This is a genomic window from Spirosoma flavum, from assembly GCF_042686045.1.
Lineage (GTDB): Bacteria > Bacteroidota > Bacteroidia > Cytophagales > Spirosomataceae > Spirosoma > Spirosoma flavum.
Window position 1 is genome coordinate 814,199 of the sequence record NZ_JBHUOM010000023.1, and the last position, 14,463, is coordinate 828,661.

The 14,463-nt window shown below is 47.7% G+C and carries 14 protein-coding genes; 4 read left to right on the plus strand and 10 right to left on the minus strand.

Going from position 1 to position 14,463, the window contains the following annotated elements; genetic code table 11:
- Window positions 1–1,464 (plus strand): gluconokinase, encoded by a 1,464-nt coding sequence (locus ACFS25_RS24130; protein ID WP_381506122.1) that lies wholly within the window; start codon window positions 1–3, stop codon window positions 1,462–1,464.
- A 183-nt stretch (window positions 1,465–1,647) separates the two neighbouring features.
- On the opposite strand, the gene ACFS25_RS24135 is transcribed toward ACFS25_RS24130, so the two are convergent.
- The 7 genes from ACFS25_RS24135 to fabG all read right to left on the minus strand — a co-directional run bounded on the left by ACFS25_RS24135 (window position 1,648) and on the right by fabG (window position 8,575).
- Window positions 1,648–2,430, minus strand: a complete 783-nt coding sequence (locus ACFS25_RS24135; protein WP_381506124.1) for a Type 1 glutamine amidotransferase-like domain-containing protein — start codon at window positions 2,428–2,430, stop codon at window positions 1,648–1,650.
- A gap of 68 nt (window positions 2,431–2,498) precedes the next feature.
- Window positions 2,499–3,011 carry a GNAT family N-acetyltransferase gene (locus tag ACFS25_RS24140; protein ID WP_381506126.1) on the minus strand — a complete coding sequence of 171 codons (513 nt, stop codon included), beginning with the start codon at window positions 3,009–3,011 and terminating at the stop codon, window positions 2,499–2,501.
- Window positions 3,012–3,026: 15 nt separating this feature from the next.
- Window positions 3,027–4,010 carry an N-acetyl-gamma-glutamyl-phosphate reductase gene (gene argC / locus ACFS25_RS24145; RefSeq protein WP_381506128.1) on the minus strand — a complete coding sequence of 328 codons (984 nt, stop codon included), beginning with the start codon at window positions 4,008–4,010 and terminating at the stop codon, window positions 3,027–3,029.
- A 112-nt stretch (window positions 4,011–4,122) separates the two neighbouring features.
- Window positions 4,123–5,337, minus strand: coding sequence for a glycosyltransferase family 9 protein (locus ACFS25_RS24150; RefSeq protein WP_381506130.1), 1,215 nt, complete (start codon window positions 5,335–5,337; stop codon window positions 4,123–4,125).
- The gene (locus ACFS25_RS24155) at window positions 5,334–6,524 is read right to left on the minus strand and encodes an argininosuccinate synthase (RefSeq protein ID WP_381506133.1); all 1,191 of its coding nucleotides are present in this window, start codon (window positions 6,522–6,524) and stop codon (window positions 5,334–5,336) included. The genes ACFS25_RS24150 and ACFS25_RS24155 overlap by 4 nt, the downstream gene beginning before the upstream one ends.
- 204 nt (window positions 6,525–6,728) lie before the next feature.
- Entirely contained in the window at window positions 6,729–7,607 is an 879-nt protein-coding gene (locus tag ACFS25_RS24160) for a diacylglycerol/lipid kinase family protein (RefSeq protein ID WP_381506135.1), read from the minus strand.
- Between the two features lie 230 nt (window positions 7,608–7,837).
- Window positions 7,838–8,575, minus strand: a complete 738-nt coding sequence (fabG, locus tag ACFS25_RS24165) for a 3-oxoacyl-ACP reductase FabG (protein WP_381506138.1) — start codon at window positions 8,573–8,575, stop codon at window positions 7,838–7,840.
- A gap of 122 nt (window positions 8,576–8,697) precedes the next feature.
- On the opposite strand from fabG, the gene ACFS25_RS24170 reads away from it, so the two are divergent.
- Window positions 8,698–9,150: a YybH family protein gene (locus ACFS25_RS24170; RefSeq protein WP_381506139.1), complete on the plus strand. Its 453-nt coding sequence runs from the start codon at window positions 8,698–8,700 to the stop codon at window positions 9,148–9,150.
- A gap of 45 nt (window positions 9,151–9,195) precedes the next feature.
- Here ACFS25_RS24170 and ACFS25_RS24175 read toward each other — a convergent pair whose 3' ends face one another.
- The gene (locus ACFS25_RS24175; protein ID WP_381506141.1) at window positions 9,196–10,413 is read right to left on the minus strand and encodes an acyltransferase family protein; all 1,218 of its coding nucleotides are present in this window, start codon (window positions 10,411–10,413) and stop codon (window positions 9,196–9,198) included.
- Between the two features lie 139 nt (window positions 10,414–10,552).
- On the opposite strand from ACFS25_RS24175, the gene ACFS25_RS24180 reads away from it, so the two are divergent.
- Entirely contained in the window at window positions 10,553–10,963 is a 411-nt protein-coding gene (locus ACFS25_RS24180) for a MaoC family dehydratase (RefSeq protein WP_381506143.1), read from the plus strand.
- 108 nt (window positions 10,964–11,071) lie between these two features.
- Here the strand turns inward: ACFS25_RS24180 and ACFS25_RS24185 are convergent, their stop codons facing one another.
- Window positions 11,072–11,257 carry a histone H1 gene (locus tag ACFS25_RS24185; RefSeq protein WP_381506144.1) on the minus strand — a complete coding sequence of 62 codons (186 nt, stop codon included), beginning with the start codon at window positions 11,255–11,257 and terminating at the stop codon, window positions 11,072–11,074.
- Between the two features lie 145 nt (window positions 11,258–11,402).
- Window positions 11,403–12,707, minus strand: a complete 1,305-nt coding sequence (locus ACFS25_RS24190) for an aminotransferase class I/II-fold pyridoxal phosphate-dependent enzyme (RefSeq protein WP_381506146.1) — start codon at window positions 12,705–12,707, stop codon at window positions 11,403–11,405.
- A gap of 245 nt (window positions 12,708–12,952) precedes the next feature.
- On the opposite strand from ACFS25_RS24190, the gene accC reads away from it, so the two are divergent.
- Window positions 12,953–14,449 carry an acetyl-CoA carboxylase biotin carboxylase subunit gene (accC, locus tag ACFS25_RS24195; RefSeq protein WP_381506147.1) on the plus strand — a complete coding sequence of 499 codons (1,497 nt, stop codon included), beginning with the start codon at window positions 12,953–12,955 and terminating at the stop codon, window positions 14,447–14,449.
- The last annotated feature ends 14 nt before the right edge of the window (window positions 14,450–14,463 follow it).

Sequence of the window (14,463 nt, forward strand, 5' to 3'; positions counted from 1 at the left end):
ATGAATTGTTTCGTTGGCGTTGACGTCGGCACTACGAATATAAAAGCACTGGCCATGCCATCGGATTTGAGTCAGATTGTGGCTCATGCATCAGCCCCTGTTACCACACTCCACCCCGAATCTGGTTATGCGGAACAAGATCCAACCGAAATCTGGACGGCATTTGTACAGGTCATTAATGAAGTGAGTCGCGAGGTTACCGATGCGGGGCACGTGATCACACACGTAGCCTTTTGCACTGCTATGCACAGCCTTCTGCCGATGGCTGCCGATGGTTCCTCTCTCGGGAATGCTATCCTCTGGTCCGACAATCGCGCCGAAGAGCAGGCAGATGCGTTACGCACGACGAAAGCTGACTTGGGAAAGGCTATTTATGCACAAACCGGAACGCCCCTTCACCCCATGATTCCGCTTTGTAAGTTAGCCTGGTTTCGTGAGCACGACCCGCGTTTACTACGCCGAACGGCTCATTTTGGCTCTATCAAAGAGTTTTTGTGGCATAAATTGACTGGCGAATTCGAGATTGATTACTCTATTGCCACTGCGACAGGGCTATTCAACGAAAGTAAGCGCGTATGGAGCGAACTGGCAATGGACTATGCCGGTGTTCGAGTCAATCAATTATCGACGCCTGTTCCGACGACATATCAGCGGCCTTACCAACCCCGACCGGAAACCGCCGGAGTTGGTTTACCGTCAGGCATCTCACTGGTGATTGGCGCGTCAGACGGGTGTTTAGCGAATCTTGGTGCGGGGGCAATCAAACCAGGCACGGCTACGCTTACGATTGGTACTAGCGGAGCCATTCGTCAGACGGTCCAAAAACCTCTCCGCGACGCGCAGGTGCGTTTGTTCTGCTACTTTCTGGATGAGGGATACTACGTTGTTGGGGGCCCAACCAACAATGGCGGCAACGTGCTGGAGTGGGTATCCGAAAAGCTAACTCAACAAGATACCGCAACTGTACTGACCGAAGCAGCAACCGTCTCCCCCGGCTCCGATGGATTATTGTTCCTCCCCTACCTTCAGGGCGAACGGGCACCGTTGTGGGATGCCTCTGTCCGGGGCGCTTACCTGCACGTAGACTGGCAACATACGCGCGCTCATTTTGTACGGGCGGCATTGGAAGGTGTGTTATTTAATCTGCTTAGCATTAATGAATTGCTGACGCATCATACGGGTCCGGCCCGCGTTATTCATGCAAACGGCGGCTTCGCACAGTCAACATTTTGGGTACAAATGTTAGCCGATATAGCCGGAATTCCAGTGCGACTCAACGCCAGCAATGAGAGTGGATCAATGGGGGCTATTCTGCTAACGATGAAAGCGGTCGGGGTTGTAAAAACACTGGATGAAGCCGCCGAACGAGTTGCTTTTGGCAATACGTTTCAGCCGGATTTAGAGCGGCATACAATATACCGGGCCGCCTTTAAAAAGTGGCAGGAAGCGCAGAAAAAGCTATAATTCTTTCAATGTTTAATTTGCACCTCTTCCAGAAATGCTGAATAACAAACTTTATTTACACGACTAGTGTAACTCAAAAGCATTACGGTCATGGTATACAAACCCTTTTACATAAGGTTTGTATAGACCTCATGTAACCTTAAGGAGCCCAACTATATAGGCGGTGGGCTCCTCAAGGTTACACTAGGCTTTGAGTATCTCTTTCGGCAACTGCCTCTCTTTTATCTCACCGGCCTCTTCAGATACATAATAGGCGTTGCTCGTTTCATCCAGAGCTACTACCTCTTTCACTTCGTTATCTTCAAAATAGATACCGGCCCGGTCGTCACAGGCATAACCCGGCTTATATTCTTTGCTCTTAACTTTAGCCCAGTACAGCGGCTTTCGTTGAGGCTCGGCGTGATAATGGGGACAATGACTACCTTTTAAAAAGCCAAGCCCTTCTACTTTTGTCAATTCTGTCGGACGTGAATCAGTTGTACCATGTTCAAACCAGCACAGCGAGCCCGCACTACCACCGGCCAATACGATGCCTTTCTCCCAGGCGTTTTTTAGTATCTGATCGATACCCTGGACTTTCCAGATGGCCATCATGTTCAGGGTATTTCCTCCACCAACAATAATAGCATCCATATTCGTAAGCACATTCTCGAAAGACTCTTTCTGATTATAAGATGAGATAAAAGAGCGCTGCACATAGGGCCTGAGAGGTAAGTTGGCACAAGCCTCAAACCAACTCACAATCGTACTCAGAGAGTCACCTGAGGCCGTTGGCATAAAACATACTTTAGGATTTTCTTTTCCGGTAAGCAAGGCTACATACCGATTAAAGCGGGGCGTAAAATTTCCTCCATAAATGAATATTTTCCGCTTACTATCTTGGCTGGACAGTGGCGGGCGAACAAGTGAAGCGCTGGTTAACAAAGCAGAAGATCCTGCAGATTGAACAAATTCGCGTCTATTCATACTATACGGTTTAGTAGTAGTAGTGTAGCTTGATAAAATATATAATGACGAGTGAACAGGGTGAAAATCTATGATTTATCCAGTGTTACGCCATACAGAAAACTCTCCTCCCCATCAGTTCTGAGAATAATTTTCTTCTCAAAGCGTAAGCCTAACTTTTCGAGAAGACGGATGGAATTTTGGTTGGTTGGACTGGTAATCCCAACAATACGTGTCGCTCCCAGAACATCACGCGCGTAGGTCATTACTGCCGTTGCCGATTCATACCCGTATCCCTTCCCGATATAATCGGGCAGAAAGGCAAAGCCGATATCAATGTCATCCAGCGTATCGCGCTTCAATAAACCACACAGGCCTATGGATACTCCACTGCTTTTTAGTTTTACCAGATAAGAGCCAAAACCCAGCTGCTCGTAACTTCTTAGTGGGCCGTCCAGAATGTATTGACGCGCATCACTGAGGGTTTTTACGCCCCGGTCGCCAATAAATTCCAGCCACGAAGGTGTATTCAGAAGATCAAGAATAAAGCCTGCATCCCCAACAGAAAGTTCATCGATTAGCAAACGGTCGGTTTCGAGCATGGTGCATGAATCTGGCTAAAACGCCACTGACTTTAGGCGCAAGCCAGTATCTTCCGGTAAACCAAACACCAGGTTCAAATTCTGAACGGCTTGACCTGATGCCCCTTTGGTTAGGTTATCAATGACACTTGTTATTAACAATTGGCCGTCGTGAACTTCCAGATGTAACAGGCATTTGTTTGTATTCACCACCTGCTTCACATCCACGGGTGCATCGCTGATGTGCGTGAAGGGGTGAACTTCGTAATAAGTCCGGTACATCTCCTTCGCTTCGTCCAGCGTTCCGGCAAATGGCGTGTAAACGTTAGCCATAATACCACGCGTGAAATCTCCCCGGTACGGTACGAAGTTAATGGCGTACTTAAAATCGGGATCGAGTTGGGTTAAGCTCTGACGAATTTCGGCTAAGTGCTGATGCCCAAAGGCTTTGTAAATCGAAACGTTATTATTCCGCCAGGTAAATCCTGTTGTTGGCACAAGCGCCTGGCCCGCTCCCGTACTGCCCGTAATGGCGCTCACTTGTACGTCGTCGGTTAGTAAACCAGCTTTTGCCAAGGGTAACAACGCTAATTGAATACTGCTGGCAAAACAACCAGGATTGGCAATGCGCATTGCTTCCTGAATACGTTCTCGATTAAGTTCGGGGAGCCCATACACAAAGTCGTTGTGCTCATCACGAAAATCGGCGCTAAGATCAATAACGGCAATATCGTCGGAGACTTCGTGCTCGGCCATAAACGTTACCGATGCTCCATGACCTGAGCAGAGAAAAATAGCGTCTAACCCTTCCTGAGCTAGCAATTCTGTGGTCTCTTCGCCTGAAAATGTTAGATCTGTATCGCCCAGCAAATCAGTATGTATAGACCAGACGGGTTTCCCGGCCTGACTTTTACTGTGTATAAACGCCACATTCACAAACGGGTGATTAATCAGAATACGCAGCAGTTCGCCACCCGTGTAGCCTGCTCCGCCAATAATGCCAACGTTTATTTTTTCCATGCTTACCTAACGACCGTGTTGTTTTATTGATTCAATGTGTCGGGGAATGTGGCGTCGGACAGTCGGCCATGTCCGTTCTTACCCCGACGCCACTTACTCGAATAAGACCTTATTAAACAGATGTCCGACTGTATTCATTAATTGTCCGAAACCACTGCATAGCCCGGTCCAACACAGTTTCGTCGAACGCTGGCACGTATTCGCTTTCAAAACCCGGACGGTCAATCGTCAGCGAGCGACTGAGCAAATGATTGTGCAGCACCATTGTTGGTTTGCTGGCAATCGGAAAAAATTGAATACCCAGGCCGTTCTTTTGAAACGACAATGTTGGGCAACCCAAACAGCATAAGTGCATGGGTAACGAATCCAGCGTAAACGCCATCTGAGCTTGTTCGCTCAAACTGGCAATATCCTGGAGAGTCGACTTACCAACAGCCGGTATAAGCCGGTCGGCAGCGGTTGGATTAGCCGCCAGTACACGCTCATATAATTCGGTCGTAAACGCTGTCTGCCCGCTAAATAGCAATGGATACGAACTTTCCTGTAGTAGTTGGGTGGCCAATTGACACCAATAGTCAACCGACATCATCCGAATGGGTGCACCCGATTCGGGGCAAATTAAAATGGCTTTTTCAGTTGGAACAGGCCGATCTAATTTAGCCCACAGTTGAGCCGATGATTCCGATGGATGAAAAAAGTAAGGGGCAACCGTTCGCAAGTCGGCCTCGATTCCCATTGGGTTTAGCAGCGTAAGAATCAGGTCGAAGTTATGAATCTCCCCAGCGGGTAGAAAAAATTCGTCATCAAGTAACCCACCGAAGCCGCGTGTTCCGTAGCCAATTTTACGTTTGACTTTCAGATACGGCAACACAAAATGCATGGGCGAATCCGAGAATCGAATATCGACAGAATAATCGTACACCGTATCGCGGAGCGCCTTTATGGCTGATTTAGTTGTCCGCCAAAACTCCTGCCATTTCTGTACGGTAGAAAGCGGGCGACGGTTTGTTCCAACGTGGTTGAGGTGAATAACGCGTCGGATATACGGATTGTCCTTCCAAATTGGGTCGCACCAGCTACCGGCCAGTATGTCAATTTGAGAATCAGGATACTGATGTCGGATTAGGGGAAACGTGTAGGATAAAATCAACGCATCGCCCAAATGACCCGACGTCATCATCAATATTGACGGCTTATCCTTATCAAGTACTCCATAATTCTTTTGCGCATACTGTCCCTGTGCGTACCGATCAACAACTACATCAAGCAGTTGTAATGGATACGCAATACGCCGGGGTGCGCAGTATTTTCTCGGCTTACCGATCACTGATTATTAATTTTCTCGTAGATCATTACCTGATTAGAGGCTATCTTCGAGAAGCCTCGCACATCGTCACCAGTCCAAGCGTTATTCATTTCGCCATACGAACCAAACACCGCCGACATTAGATCATGCTCCGATTCAATACCCAATACCTGGAATCGATAAGGAGCCAGCAGCACATGTACTTTACCCGAAACATGGGCTTGCGTATCCGCCAAAAACGTTTCGATGTTTCGCATCACGGGATCCATGAATTGCCCTTCATGAAGCATGGTGCCATACCAGTTGGCTAATTGCTCTTTCCAATACAGCTGCCATTTACCCAGCACATGTTTTTCCAGCGTGTGGTGTGCTTTAATCAGAATTAGCGGAGCGGGCGCTTCAAACCCAACCCGACCCTTAATACCGATAATTGTGTCGCCAACGTGAATATCGCGACCTATACCGAATGGACCGGCTAGCTCGGTGATTTTCCGGATAGCATCTACCGAATTCGCAAATGTCTCCCCGGCAACCCCCTTAATTTCGCCGTGTTGAAACGTGAGCGTAATGGTTTCGGGTTCTGTTTTCGTTACTTGAGTTGGCCAGGCTGATTCGGGTAAAAATTGGTCAGATGTCAGCGTTTCTTTACCACCAACCGACGTTCCCCACAGCCCTTTATTGATCGAATAGGCCGATTTGTGCCATTCCTGTTCTACGCCTTTTGATTTCAGATATTCGATTTCGGCCTCGCGTGATAGCCGCAGGTCACGGATGGGCGTGATAACTTCGGCATCGGGAGCAATAATCCGGAACGCCATATCGAAACGTACCTGATCGTTACCAGCTCCGGTGCTACCGTGTGCAATGGCCGATGCACCAATCTCGCGGGCATATTCAGCTGCGGCAATAGCCTGAAAAATCCGTTCGGCACTCACACTAAGCGGATACGTGTTGTTTTTCAACACATTACCGAACACCAGAAATTTCAGGCATTGCTGATAGTAATCGTCCGTCTTTGAAATCGTCACGTGGGATTTAACTCCTAAGGAGTACGCACGTTCCTCTATTGCTTTGAGATCGGCATCCGAAAAGCCGCCCGTATCGACCAGCACCGAGTACACATCCATGCCCCGGTCTTCGGACAAATATTTAACACAGAAGGAGGTATCAAGACCTCCGCTAAAGGCAAGAACTACTTTTTGAGACATCAGAGAGAAGAGACGCCGGACGATTACTCGCCTGTTGTCAAAATGGTTTTGGCAGGACAAATATCGGGCTTATGGCGTTATGTTGTGCAGATGAATTTAGTAGAGTTGCTATGGATAGTAGCAGATACCCGGTCAAAACTCAGTGCAGTACCTCTATTTTCGATCATTTGTGCTGAGTTTTTGTCCGGTGTAGTAGTACGTAAACTACAATATTACCAGCAAACTCCCCGGCAGCACCCGTACCTCGGCCCGGCCCGTAGGTATCGTTATGGGTTCGCCATCGGCATGAATCAGCAAAGGGCCCTTAACTTCCGCAACAGCTTTCGTAATGGAATGACCCCGCCAGTAGGTTGAGTGATCAAGCGTTTTGTTGAACAGACGCCATGTCAGCATTCCCGCTGCCTGCATTGGGAAAGGACTAATTTCACACTGTTCCAGCCGTCCATCGGCAATGTTGGCGGTTGGAGCCATCCAGGCATTATTACCAAACTGCCCCGCGTTGGCAAACGTCAATGAAAATAATTTCCGCTCCTGATCATCGAGTACAAATGGTTGTGCTTTGTACTCCCAGAAGGATCGAAATGCAGTGCGTATGTAGGTCGGCAAACCACGTACGGGCTGCTGCGCAAACGCATGAGCGACATATGCTTCAAACCCCAACCCAGCTGTGCAAAAGAATGGGTGTTCATTAATTTCACCACTATCAATCACCACAGGCCGACCAGTCAACGCTCGTTCGATGGCTTTCATAGGATTTAGCGGAACACCCAAATGCCGCGCCAAGCCATTACCGGAGCCAATTGGTACAATACCTAAGGCTGTAGCCGACCGCCGGAGTGCCTGAGCAGTTTCGTTAATAGTACCGTCGCCACCGATAGCCAGTACACGATTGACACCCCGACCAACAGCCTCCGCAGCTAGTTCGGTAGCATGACCGGGATGGGTCGTTAACACAACTTCGGGAGCGTAGTCAAGCGCATCAGCCCGGCGCATCAATGCGTCCTGAAGTAAGGCTTTCTGCTCAACAGATGTTGTACCAGACAGCGGGTTTATAATGGCCAGAACGGCCGAACGATTAGCCACTCAGGAAAAGAAAATAAATAAGATTAAAATAAAGACAACGATAAAAATATAGTACCAGCCATCGGAAAAGATATAGGGCTTGTACTCGTTGTAGAATTCTCGGATTTTTTTCATGAACGGCTGCTTCCTGTAAATGCGTTTGTAAATATAGCCGGTTTGAGGTTTGGAGTGGTGGTGTCAGGTTTGAGAACCTGACACCACCACTCCAAACCTCAAACTGTAAACTTGGTTTACAACGCCTGCCCACCATTTACGGCTAACACATGACCATTTACGAATGACGCTTCATCGGAGGCCAAAAATAAATACGCGTTTGCAATATCTTCGGGTTTGCCGATACGTCGCGCTGGAATGGTAGCCACTGCCTGGTTACGAACCTCTTCTGGCATGGCATCCGTCATGGCAGTTTGAATAAATCCCGGCGCAACGGCATTTGCCGTAATACCTTTAGGGCCTAATTCCTTCGACCACGACCGCACCATACCAATGATACCCGCTTTGGCTGCGGCATAATTTGTCTGCCCGAACGATCCGTGGACTCCATTTATCGATGAGGTGCAGATAATGCGCCCGTATTTCTGTTCTACCATATACGGAGCAACAATTTTAGTGCAGTTAAATACGCCCGTCAGGTTTACATCAATGACTTGTTGCCAATCGGCAAACGACATTTTCAGAAGGGTTTTATCGCGCGTAATACCGGCATTGTTGATAAGAATATCAATTCGGCCATAGCTATCATACACCTCGCGGGCTGCCGCTTCAATACCAGGTACATCTGTAGTGCTGACATGTTTAAATTCGCACCGATACCCCTGATCACGAAGCAGTTGAGCCGTCTTCTCTCCTTCGTCCAGCAAATCCCAAATAATAACGGTGGCTCCTTCCCGACAAAATACCCGAGCAGCTGCCTGGCCAATACCCCGAGCAGCCCCAGTAATAATGGCGACTTTATTCTGTAACCTCATAACTCAACAAGTAAGAATATTCATTCGTATTGACGAATGAATAACGCAAAAATCCAGCCGAATCGCCAACTTTGTTTGGCCCCTCGACTGTGTACCTTAGCTTTGCCCGAAACTCGTTAATCATGAAACAACTTTTAGTTGTCGTATCGCTCAGTTTATTCGCTTTGCCTGCCCTAAGCCAGCAAGTGGCCCAAAAGATAGCCGCTAACCATGATCGCCGAACTATTTTAGAAATACTAAAGCGCCAAACCGACGACTGGAATGCCGGACGCGTTGATAAGTTTATGGTTGGTTACTGGAATTCCGATTCGCTGACGTTTGTGGGTAAAGTGGGTATTACCTATGGGTATCAGGCTACGCTTGCAAATTACCAAAAGCGCTATCCCGACCGTGCATCAATGGGAACGCTCAAATTCGATATTCTGCAACTAGATTTACTTACACCAAATATTGCTTATGTAATTGGGCGATTTCATCTTACCCGCCCTGAAATCGGTAATGCAGAAGGTCATTTCACGTTGCTCTGGCGCAAGATTAAAAACCGATGGGTTATCGTTAGCGACCATTCGAGTTAGTTTACCTGGTGAAGGCTGAAAAGAATTCACCGACTTACCGATTTACTAATTCACTAATTGAGTCGGTTCTTTGGCTGACAGCTGTTCGCGGAGTTGAGTAACAGGCCTTTCGAAGAATTTGAACAGTAATGTTGATAATACGAGAACCAACCCCCAGAACAAGCCAACTTTAAACCAACCGACAGACAGGGATGTGGTTGGTATGCGCTCAACAAATGTCATCATGATAGGCGTTAGGTTGAGCAGATACATCGAATAGGAGATCAGGCTAATGTGGGTAATGAAACGGGAAATGCCAAACTTCGCCCAAGCGCCCGTAGCTGTCCGCCAGCCATCCATGTACGGCATCAGAAGAGCCATACTTATTCCAATAACCGGAAAATAAAGTGTACGCTTATAAAAAGTGTAGGCCGGAAAAAGGCCCGCATCTCCGTAAAACTTTAAGATAACGATAGACGAGGTAAAAGCGGCTAGCAACGTCAGTGATAAACCCACAACCAACAGCCGGCGACGTAGCGAATCATTTTTCCAGGTAGCTGGAAAATAATGTTTTATATAAGCTGCCAGTACGCCATACGAAATGGCATCCAGGCGCGTCACAACGATGCCCCGATAGCCCAACTCACCTTCCGAAATTGGGATCTGAAACGCCATCAGGAACCGGTATATATTCGTACCAACGATCACAAATAGAATAGTCGCTAACACAATACGCTGACGGGGCCAACGAGCCGAAAATAAACTATGGATGACCCAAAGCACCAGGGGCAACGTAATATATGACCACTCTTCAATAGCTAAACTCCAGGTTTCGGGAAAGAAATCGGGGACATAGCTGGCAAAATTCTGAACGAAAAGGTAATACTTCAGCAATGTTCCCTGATCAGGCAATGTGTGTTGCAAACCACTTCTCCAGGCCCGCAACAGAGCAAATACAATCAAACCCGTTAATACAAGATAGTAGTTGGGCAATGTGCGAAACCACCGACGTGTCCAGAAATTCAGTAGTAAGCTCCGGTCAAATTTTTCATTTTTTTCATACGATCTAATCAGGATACCGCCAATCAGAAAACCACTAAGTACGAAAAATAACTCAACCCCGTCGGGCAGAAGATGATGCCAGAATGCGCCACTGTAGTATTCTTTCAGGGCAATGGTGGCGTGGGCATCCACCACAATCAAGATAGCAGCCGCCCGCATAATGTCTAATCCAAATACGCGCTTCGCTGTCTCCGTATGGAGCGAAAATAGTTTTCTCAGCATAATTTATGACGAAGGTACGGGGCAATGTGTGATGAATAAATAATGTAAAATGTAAAATGATGAGAATGGTGCGTCTGTGACGAACTTTGTCCGGACTGTTGGTATTCATTATCCACCATTATTTATTCATTTACATACTATGGAATTTGGCCTAAACGCCGTTCATCGCTACCCGTTTCGGTTCTCGCAAGCCGATGTAGCTGACTTTGCCCGCGTCACGGGCGATAATAACCCACTTCACCTCGACGCCGATTTTGCGGCTCAAACGCTATTCAAGCGCCCCATTCTTCACGGCATGTTGGGGGCCAGTGTATTTACGAAAGTGTTGGGTACAGAGTTTCCGGGTTACGGCTCGGTCTATCTGGCCCAAACACTGGAGTTTCTAAGACCGATGTTTGTCGATACTGACTACGAAGCCACATTTACCGTGCAGTCGATTGATTCAGCGAAGCACACCGCTCAGATTCTGGGAGAAATTCGGGATGTCCAGACGGGCAAGGTGACAACTAAAGGCATGGCTACGCTGATGCATCGGGAAAAGATTTTGTAAAATCCATACCGATAGACTGGTAAGTATGCCTCTCTAAAAACAAAATTCCCTCGCTGGTACATTTGCCAGACGAGGGAATTTTTGTTTGTGGCCAAAGAGACCGATTACTTACGCGGCACCATCACTGTTCTTAGCATTCTGAACTTCCGAGCGAATTTCTTGTGCCAGCGTCTTCAAGTCCTGCATCCCTTTACGAACGCGAGTTCCGGCAGCCTGGTTATTTTTTTCGTAGAATTTCTCAAAATCACCTTCCAGCGACATAACCAAATTCTTTACTTCATCGAAGCGTGCCATAGCAGTATGTATGGGTTAAATTGTGTGAAAAATGCCCAAATTCCGCTAAAAACGCGGTTTTCTGCTGAAATTTAGTCATTCTCTCATACAGCGCAATAGGGAAGACAAAAAAATAGGCAAAAAATGCAACTTTTTAGCAAAAACCCTACTCAGCGGCTGCTTCAGCCGATACTTCAATCGTTTCCGAGCTAATTTCGGTCGTATTTTGGCGATATAAGCCTTTTTTCAAATTTTCGGCTACTGTCGAAAAAGCTTCGAGTGTAACTTGTACATCTTCGAGTGTATGGGCAGCCGTTGGAATGATACGAAGCATAACAATTTCCTTTGGAACAACCGGATAGACAACAATCGAGCAAAAGATTCCTAAGTTTTCGCGCAGATCACGAATCAGTCCTGTTATTTCTGGAATACCACCCTGCATATTCTGCAATAACACTGGTGTTACAGGCGATTGCGTATCGCCAATGTTGAAGCCCCGTTCGCGCAGACCGTTCTGGAGTGCATGGACGTTTTCCCAAAGTTTATCGCGGAACTCCGACGAATTTCGAATCATATCTAGCCGCTTCATCCCACCGACTACATAAGGCATCGGTAAGGCTTTAGCGTAAGTCTGCGACCGCATGTTGTACTTGAGGTACATAATAATGTCATGGTCGCCGGCAATAAATGCACCAATAGCCGCCATCGACTTGGCAAAGGTCGAGAAGTAAAGGTCTATTCCATCCTGACAGTCGAGCAGTTCGCCAACACCCGCACCCGTGGCACCCATTGTGCCGAAACCGTGTGCGTCATCGACTAATAACCGGAATTCATATTTTTCTTTGAAAGCAACGATCTTATCTAAACTCCCCACTTTGCCCGACATACCAAATACGCCTTCGGTAATAACCAGGATACTTCCACCCTTTTCGGCGGCTTTTTTGGTTGCCCGCTGGAGGTTTTTCTCCAAGCTGGCCATATCGTTGTGGTTGAATTTATAGTATTCGCCCATTTTGGCTTTGTGCAGTCGGATACCGTCGATCAAACAGGCATGGCACTCAGCATCATAAACGATTACGTCACGGTGATCGACGACGGCTTCAATGGCCGACATAACCCCCTGATACCCGTAATTAAGCAGGAATGAGTCTTCTTTACTAACAAACTCAGCCAGTTCTTTTTCAAACTGCTCATGGAGTTCGGTGTTGCCCGACATCATCCGGGCACCCATTGGATAAGCCAGTCCCCACTGGGCCGACGCTTCGGCATCTACCTTCCGAACCTCAGGATGGTTAGCTAGACCAAGATAATTATTCAGGCTCCAATTCAGGACATTTTGGCCCCGAAAACGCATGTGTGGGCCAAGTTCGCCTTCAAGTTTAGGAAACGCGAAATAATGGTGGCCATTGAACTCCCGTGCTGGCGAACCAATGGGACCTAGGTTGTTACGTAGTTTCTCAAATAAATCCACTTATTGCTATTGTTTATCAGGGCAAACCCTTCCATTTTACAGAGTAAGTGCAAAAATACGGTTAACTTTCGGTAGCACAAATTCGAGCCCGGAAAATTCAATTCGATAATTGTTTTGTAACAAATGCCTTACTTTAGCTACTAGTAAGATAAAATGGCGTCCTACTGAGCTGTAAAGCTGATTTAGACACATTTATACTTAGCTGTAACAGTGATTCATCGGACTCCGGTCCGGCATATAATAACATGCCAACAATCAACAAAATCCTCATTGCCAACCGGGGCGAAATCGCTTTGCGGATTATGCGGACCGCCCGAGAAATGGGTATCCAGACCGTAGCCATTTACTCCGAAGCCGATCGTAATGCCCTGCATGTTCGCTATGCCGACGAGGCCGTGTGCGTTGGCCCGGCTCCAGCAGCTGAATCATATTTACGAGCCGATGCAATCATTGATGTCTGCAAACGGCTCAATGCCGATGCTATCCACCCTGGCTACGGCTTCCTGTCTGAGAATGCCAATTTTGCCCGTCTAGTGCGCGAAGCAGGATTAATTTTCATCGGGCCTTCGCCCGAAAGTATCGAGGTCATGGGTAGCAAACTAGCCGCGAAAGCCGCCGTTGCCAACTATGCTATTCCAATGGTGCCGGGCACTCCCTCCGCTATTAATGACCGGAGCGAAGCCAAAATCGTTTCCGCTCAGATCGGCTACCCGATTCTGATTAAAGCCAGCGCGGGCGGGGGCGGTAAAGGGATGCGCGTGGTGGAGAGCGAAGCCGATTTTGATGAGCAGATGGACCGCGCCGTGAGCGAAGCCCAGTCGGCGTTTGGCGATGGATCGGTGTTTATTGAGAAATATGTTACCTCGCCCCGGCACGTTGAAATTCAAGTGTTGGGCGACCAGCACGGCAACATTATTCATTTGTTTGAGCGTGAATGTTCGGTGCAGCGAAGACACCAGAAAGTAGTCGAAGAAGCTCCTTCGGCTATTCTGACGCCCGGACTTCGCGACGCAATGGGTCGCGCAGCCGTTGATGTGGCTCGTGCCTGTGGTTACTACGGTGCAGGTACGGTTGAATTCATCGTGAACGACGCGCTCGATTTCTATTTTCTGGAAATGAATACACGGCTTCAGGTCGAACATCCTGTTACAGAGTTAATTACGGGAATAGACCTGGTGAAGCAGATGATCTACATTGCCGAAGGTAAACCGTTAACCATTCGGCAGGAAGATTTGCAAATTAACGGGCACGCGGTAGAAGTGCGGGTGTATGCCGAAGATCCGGCCAATAATTTTCTTCCCGACGTAGGCACACTGGACACCTACATTCGGCCGCAGGGCAATGGCGTTCGGGTGGATGACGGTTTCGAGCAGGGCATGACCATCCCGATTTATTATGATCCGATGATTGCCAAACTCATTACGTACGGCGACTCACGAGAAGAAGCCATTCAGAAAATGATTCGTGCCATCGACGAATACCAGATTTCAGGTGTGCAAACAACACTGCCTTTCTGCCGCTTTGTGATGGAACACGATGCTTTTCGATCAGGCCAGTTCGACACAGGTTTTGTAAGCAAGTACTTTTCGCCGGATAAATTAACGCCCCCAACCGATGCAATAGAAACTGAGTTAGCTGCCGTTCTGGCTGCTTATTTGCTGGAGTTTAACAAGCCAAAAAGCAATGGAGTGACTGTTGCAACAGGGTCAAAAAGTAAGTGGAAAACGAATCGGATTAGATAATAGTCTGCCAGCAA

Coding starts and splice junctions, on each gene's coding strand:
- ACFS25_RS24185 (WP_381506144.1), bottom strand. CDS start 11,257: ATGGCACGCTTCGATGAAGTAAAGAATTTGGTTATGTCGCTGGAAGGT.
- ACFS25_RS24175 (WP_381506141.1), bottom strand. CDS start 10,413: ATGCTGAGAAAACTATTTTCGCTCCATACGGAGACAGCGAAGCGCGTA.
- argC (WP_381506128.1), bottom strand. CDS start 4,010: ATGGAAAAAATAAACGTTGGCATTATTGGCGGAGCAGGCTACACGGGT.
- ACFS25_RS24135 (WP_381506124.1), bottom strand. CDS start 2,430: ATGAATAGACGCGAATTTGTTCAATCTGCAGGATCTTCTGCTTTGTTA.
- ACFS25_RS24155 (WP_381506133.1), bottom strand. CDS start 6,524: ATGTCTCAAAAAGTAGTTCTTGCCTTTAGCGGAGGTCTTGATACCTCC.
- ACFS25_RS24140 (WP_381506126.1), bottom strand. CDS start 3,011: ATGCTCGAAACCGACCGTTTGCTAATCGATGAACTTTCTGTTGGGGAT.
- ACFS25_RS24180 (WP_381506143.1), top strand. CDS start 10,553: ATGGAATTTGGCCTAAACGCCGTTCATCGCTACCCGTTTCGGTTCTCG.
- fabG (WP_381506138.1), bottom strand. CDS start 8,575: ATGAGGTTACAGAATAAAGTCGCCATTATTACTGGGGCTGCTCGGGGT.
- ACFS25_RS24170 (WP_381506139.1), top strand. CDS start 8,698: ATGAAACAACTTTTAGTTGTCGTATCGCTCAGTTTATTCGCTTTGCCT.
- ACFS25_RS24130 (WP_381506122.1), top strand. CDS start 1: ATGAATTGTTTCGTTGGCGTTGACGTCGGCACTACGAATATAAAAGCA.
- accC (WP_381506147.1), top strand. CDS start 12,953: ATGCCAACAATCAACAAAATCCTCATTGCCAACCGGGGCGAAATCGCT.